At 68.6% G+C, this 6,055-nt stretch carries 4 protein-coding genes and 1 pseudogene; 3 read left to right on the top strand and 2 right to left on the bottom strand.

What is annotated here, in order from left to right:
* Positions 1–95: 95 nt before the first annotated feature.
* Positions 96–989, bottom strand: a pseudogene (locus tag ABZ862_RS37420) (ISAzo13 family transposase); the annotation flags it as partial.
* A 36-nt stretch (positions 990–1,025) separates the two neighbouring features.
* Positions 1,026–1,160, bottom strand: coding sequence for a hypothetical protein (locus ABZ862_RS37415; protein ID WP_360968767.1), 135 nt, complete (start codon positions 1,158–1,160; stop codon positions 1,026–1,028).
* Between the two features lie 104 nt (positions 1,161–1,264).
* Here ABZ862_RS37415 and ABZ862_RS37410 point away from each other — a divergent pair, with 104 nt between their 5' ends.
* The 3 genes from ABZ862_RS37410 (at position 1,265) to ABZ862_RS37400 (ending at position 6,051) form a co-directional block, all read left to right on the top strand.
* On the top strand, positions 1,265–3,979 hold the full coding sequence (locus ABZ862_RS37410) for a DEAD/DEAH box helicase family protein (RefSeq protein WP_360968765.1): 2,715 nt from the start codon (positions 1,265–1,267) through the stop codon (positions 3,977–3,979).
* A 269-nt stretch (positions 3,980–4,248) separates the two neighbouring features.
* A complete protein-coding gene (locus tag ABZ862_RS37405; protein WP_360968762.1) occupies positions 4,249–4,500 on the top strand; it encodes a hypothetical protein in 252 nt (83 codons plus the stop codon).
* Between the two features lie 1,092 nt (positions 4,501–5,592).
* The gene (locus tag ABZ862_RS37400; RefSeq protein ID WP_360968759.1) at positions 5,593–6,051 is read left to right on the top strand and encodes a DUF2690 domain-containing protein; all 459 of its coding nucleotides are present in this window, start codon (positions 5,593–5,595) and stop codon (positions 6,049–6,051) included.
* Positions 6,052–6,055 lie beyond the last annotated feature (4 nt).

The raw sequence follows: 6,055 nt of genomic DNA, 5'->3' as shown, positions 1-6,055 counted from the left end.
CCAGGCTTTCGACATCGCCTTCGACGGCCGCCTCACCGCGTCCCAGCGGTAACAACCAACCCACGAGTTACACCACTCGCTGGACAGACCCGGACGGCGAGGTTGGCCTTCCACGCCCTGGCGCGGGAGCTGTTGGAGCCGCCGCCGTCCGCGGTGATCAACAGTTGCTTCGCGTGGGGGTAGGCGGCCCGTCCCTCCTCGGTCCACCAGCGGCGCAGGCTGGCCACGGCGAATGCGGCGGTGTCGTGATCGGTGCCCACCACGACGAAGCCGGTGTTGCGGGCCAGGTCGTAGATGCCGTACGGGATCGCGGTGCCTGTGGCGTGGGAGGGGAAGTCGTGGTCGAGGACCTCGACCGGAGCGCCGGGCGGGGCCCACTCACGACCGGGCCGGGCGAACAGCCCGATCTGTTCCTTCTTCTTGGTGTCCACGCTGATCACCGGGTCACCGGCCTTCAGGAAGTCGGCCACCGTGGCGTTGAGGTGCTCGAACTGCGCGTCCCGGTCCGGGTGGTGGCTGCCGGCCAGCACCCGCGCGTTGCCGCGCAGGCTGAATCCGGCCGCCTTCAGCAGGGCCGCGACGGTGTCGCGGCCCACCTTCCTGCCCTGAGCGGCAAGCTCGTCCGCCAGGTGGCGCAACGACTTCGTCGTCCACGTCAGCGGCCTCATCGGATCGCCCTGCGTGTTGTCCTCGACCAGCTCCAGCAGGGCCGGCACCAGGTCTGGGTCCTTGTCCGCCAGGGCCGGGCGGCCCGCTCCCGGCCGTCGCACCCGCCCGTCCGGCTCCGCGTCGGCGTCGAGTTCGGCCAGGCCCCGGCTGACACAGCCCTTCGAGACCCCCGCGGCTCGCGCCACCGCAGCGATCCCACCGTGCCCCAGCTGCCGGGCCTCCGCGCCGTAGAGGATCCGGCGCTGCCGCTCGTTCAGATACGGCGTCACCGCCTCGAGCTTCGCCCGTAACGACCCCGTCGGTCCATCAAAGCGCCTCATACCACATCAACGAGCCCAACTACCCCAAGCAACCCACTAATTCATCGACGCCCCCGTGCGTTCAATCGCGTCGGGGTTGTCCAGGGGTAAGCGGCCGTCGTTGATGAACGGCAGGCCCGGGACGGGGTGGTCGGTGCTGGTGCCGTTGGCCACCGGGCGTATGCGGTACACGGCGGTTTCCCCCTCTGTGTGGCGGTGGTTGATCGGGATGAGGGAACGCTAGCCCGCGGGCGAGCCGGATATGCCTCGTCGGACTGTCCCGTACGTTCCCGGCGGTGATCCTGGCCGATTTCGCTGCGTGGTGCGCGCCGAGTCTGGATCATGAGGGTGTGGAGGACTGGTCTGACTGCTTCGACCCTGACGAGTTGCGCATCCGTCTCGATGCGGCGCTGGAGGAGAACGCAGAGCTGCGCGAGGAGGTCGGTCGGCTGAGCGCGGACAGCGCTCGCCTGCGCAGCCTTCTGGGCCTCGGTGTCCCAAGCACTGCCTCACCGATGCCGCCTGTTGCCGAGCCTGTGGGGCCGGTGCCCGTCAGCGGGGTCGGCGGGCTGCCGTATGCGGATGCCTCGTCGAGCGCCGAGGCGAAGATCGCCTTGTTCCGGGCCTTGTTCGCCGGCCGGGAGGACGTGTACGCGCGCAGGTGGGTGAGCGCGAAGTCCGGTCGGACCGGGTGGAGCCCGGCGGAGGACAACCCGTTCGACAAGAGCAAGGCCGAGGCGGACCGGGTGTTCTGGCCGCTGACCGACGAGACGGTCTACCGCCACCTCGATCCGTCCCGGCAGGGCCGCAGCGAGCTGCACATCGGCCTGTACCCGCTGCTGGCCGACGACACCTGCCAGCTGATCGCGTGCGACTTCGACGGCAAGGACGGCAGCGACTGGCGTGCGGATGCCGCCGCCTACCACGCGGCCTGCGAGCAGGCGGGCGTTCCTGCACTGCTGGAGATCTCCCGCTCGGGCAAAGGCGCGCACGTGTGGACGTTCTTCACCTCTCCCGTCGCCGCCACCACCGCCCGCGCGCTGGGCATGGCGCTGTTGCGCCGGGCGATCGATGCCCGCGGGCAGATGGCTCTGTCCAGCTACGACCGTCTCTTTCCCGCCCAGGACTTCTTGCCGACCAAGGCCAAGGGCAGCTTCCGGTTCGGCAGCCTGATCGCGCTCCCGCTGCATGGCGCCTCCCGCGCCCTGGGCACCACCGTCTTCGTGGACCCCGGCACCTGGGAGCCCCACCCGGACCAGTTCGCCCACCTCTCGTGCACCGAACGCCTCTGTCCGGCCGAGGTCGAGGTGCTCGTCGACAAGCTCGGCCCGGTCAAGGCCGGACCGTCGGCGACCGCGCCCGAGCTGGGGGCCAGGCCCCGCAGGAAGGCCCTGGGCAAGGCGCCGGCCACAGTGTCCGCGCGGCTGTCGGCGATGCTGGCGATCTCCACGGCCGAGCTGCCTCCCCAGTTGCTCGCGGCGCTCAAACACTGCGCCTCGTTCCACAATCCGGAGTTCTACCGCAAACAGAATCAACGCTTCTCCACCTGGAACACACCGCGCCTCGTCTGCGGCTTCGACGCCACCGACCCGGACTGGCTCAAGCTGCCGCGCGGTCTTGCCGACGAGGCCGCCCAGCTGATCGCTGCCGCGGGCGGCACACTCGCCATCAGCAGCGACCTGCCCGAACACCCCGAGATCACCACGCGTTTCATCGGCGAGCTGAGCGATCTCCAGCAGCAGGCCGTCGAGGCGATGACCCCGCACCCCACCGGGGTCCTCGTGGCTCCTCCTGGCTCCGGCAAGACGGTCATGGCCTGCGCGCTGATCGCCCACCGCCGCACGCCGACGGCCGTGGTCGTCAACCGCAGCGAGCTGCTGGACCAGTGGAAGCAGCGCCTGGCCGCGTTCCTCGATCTCGGCGAGGGGCAGGTCGGCTCGCTCGGCGGAGGCAAGGACCGGCGCGGGCATGCCGTCGACCTGATCATGCTCCAGACCCTGTCCCACCGGGATGCACCCGCCGACCTGCTCGACGGATACGGCCTGGTCATTGTGGACGAGTGCCACGCCGTGGGAGCACCGGGCGCCGAAGCCGCGATCCGCAGGGCGAAAGCCGGACGCTGGGTCGGCCTGTCCGCGACCCCCTACCGGGCGGACCAGATGGACCCGGTGATCACGATGCAGTGCGGGCCGATCCGCCACGAGATTCAAGACGCCAGCACCTTCGCCAAGCACTTCATCGTCCACCCCACCACGTTCACCACCGACGAACCGGGCAACGACGGCGCCTCCTTCCAGGCCATCTACACCGAACTCGCCCACCACACCGGCCGCAACGCCCAGATCGCCGCGGACATCGCCGACGCTGCCGCACGCGGCCGGTGCAGCCTGGCGCTGACCAACCGTGTGGAACACCTCCACCAGCTGGCCGCCGCGCTCAAGCCGCACGGCATCGATCCCCTGCTGCTCCACGGCCAGCTGCCATCGGTCGAACGAGCCCGCATCCGTGCCGCCCTGGCCGAGGACACCGCCACGCCGCTTGTGCTCTTAGCGATCGACAAGCTCGTCGGTGAGGGCTTCGACCAACCCCGCCTCGACACTCTCTTCCTCACCAGCCCCATCTCCTTCAAGGGTCGCGTCATCCAGCAAGTCGGCCGAATCACACGCAACACCGAGGCGAGGAAGTCCCACGTCGAAGCCCACGACTACCTCGACGCCGACGTCCCGCAACTGGAGCGCATGCACCACAAGCGGCGCCGCATCCTCGAGCGCCGGGGCTTCACCACGACGCCGCACGAGAAGCTGCCCAAACCGCCGACGACGGGCCAGCACGTCGCGCAGACCGCCACGGTGACGATCACGCGTCACGCACCGGCCGTCGCGGAAGTCCGGGCCTGGGCCCGCGATCAAGGGATGGACGTGCCAGCCCGGGGCAAGCTCCGCCAGGCGATCTGGGATGCATGGCACACCGCTCACCCAGAGCAAGAACAAGGAGCGAAGCCTCCTTCCTGACCTGTCGCTCGCCTGACCATCGGAAGCGCCGGGTCGAGTTCCTCTTCGACCACAGGGACGAGCAGCGCGGCTCCCGCGCTGATCTCTCCACCCAGCGACCACGAGCGCTTCTTCCCCCAGATCCCCGTGCAGCCCGAACCGAATGACGTCAGTTGAGGTGGCCGTTCTCAGCTTCACTGTCGGGGATCTTGGAGTTTCCCGGTGCGGCAGCATGGTCGACGAGGATGATCGGGGAGTTCCGCCGACCGTTGCGGCTGTCGAGGTGTTCGTTGTCCCTGCGTCCCCGTTCCGGTGAGCACGTCCCGCCTCTGACCGCGCGGGTCGCGCGGGCGAGCAACCCGGGCGGTACGACGGCGATATGGGTGCGGGACCGGCTGGACGGGCTGTGGCGCGACGAGGACTTCGCGGACTGGTACCCCAGGGACGGGCGTGCGGGGCTCTCGCCCGCTCAGCTGGCCACCGCCTGTGTGCTGCAGTTCCTGCTCGGGCTGTCGGACCGGCAGGCCGCAGAGGCGGTCTGACCGCAGTCGCGATCAACGTTGAGCGGCTGAGCCTTCAAGAACCCGCCGACGGCTCGTATCGGACCCGCCCTCCCACAGCATTCCAGCAGTACCTCGACGCGCGCGACTTACCCCGGCCGCTGTGGTGGCGCCAAGGAAAGTGACGCCCGTCCTCAAGATTCCCGACAGTCTCTGCGGGATCCCTGATCTCGTCGGGCCAGCGCATCGCGTGCAGAACGATCACGTCGTCTCGGACCCGCAGCAGCCCGAGCCGCTCCCCCGGCTTCCGCCGGCGGTGTGGATCTCACGGAGCCGCACGGTGTGCTCTTCGGCAGCCACGTAAAGCCGGACCTACCGGACCCTTGAACCAAGAGAGTTCTGTCCAGGTGAACGGTGCGACCACCGACGCACACTTCCGGCCGGTAGCCTGCGGTGCAGCCTGCGGAATGTGCATTCCCCTCCGCGGGCGCCGTCGAGAGCACGGCCGGCCTCCAGGCGGCCCGGCGGCCTGACCGTTCCTGCCGAGGCCACTGTGCGCCGGGTCCTGCAGCGCATCGATGGCGACGCCTTGGGCGACACGATCGGTGCCTGGCCACCGCCCGCGAGTCCGACGGCCCGTCACCCAGGCCGTCCAAGGGTCCGCCCACCAGTTCGGCTTAGCGTCGGTCGGGTCGTGGGCCGGGGTGGTGACGAAGTTAATTTATGTGCGCTTCTGTCGTAAATCGACTCGAGTCTCTCGCTCGGCAAATGTTGGCCAACTATGTCGAAGAGCAGTGGTGTTGGTGGATGGCGACAGTGTCCGCGAGGTTGCCTGGTTCAGCGGGACTTGACGACTTCTTGGATGGATCTTGGGTGGTTCTGTTGAATCGTGAGGGTAGGTCTGTGGCGGTCGCGTGATCGATGCACCGGTCCGCGGCAGCCAGACGGTGGCGGCGTCGCGCATCCCGTGACCCTTCGGCGACTTCACCTCCCTTGCATTGATTTTGTCCGCATTCCTCCCTGGAAAGGGCGTTCATGCCTCGTTGGCTCCCGAGAACTCCTCGGTTCCCGAAAAGAAGACGTTGGGCAGGCGGCGCAGCGGCCACACTTCTCTTAACCGGTGCTCTCGAGGGGGTGTCTATTACTCAAGCATCGGCCGCCCCCAACTGCTGGCGTGCCACCTGCTCGGGGCTTGACCCCGTCGACGCGGGCTGCGACGCGGACGCCGAGATCCTCCAGCAGGTAGACGAGCCGGACGGCTCGGTCGAGGTGAAACTCGTCTGGTCCCCGGACTGCCAGGCCGTTTGGATGAAGGTCAGCAGGGACACCGAGATCCATCAGGGTGACGTGTACGGGAGCCTGTGGACGACCGACGAGTTCACAGGCGGCATCGAATGGGCCAGTACGACGGGCCTGCTCGGGGACGGGGAGCTGAGCGCCTACACGCCCATGCGTAACTGGAAGGACACCACCACCAAGGCCTGCTGGAACGACCAGGGTGACCGCTTCGACCCGTTCCCGCTCCACTACGAGCAGAACGGCAATGACGCGAGCCTTGGGCCCCTGCACGGTCTCTGCACGGATTGGATGTGACGGC

The sequence above is a fragment of the Streptomyces sp. NPDC047000 genome, assembly GCF_040644295.1.
In the GTDB taxonomy this organism is placed as follows: Bacteria; Actinomycetota; Actinomycetes; order Streptomycetales; family Streptomycetaceae; genus Streptomyces.
The sequence above is the reverse complement of the archived record's forward strand: the minus strand, read 5'-3'. Positions and strand labels throughout refer to the sequence as shown.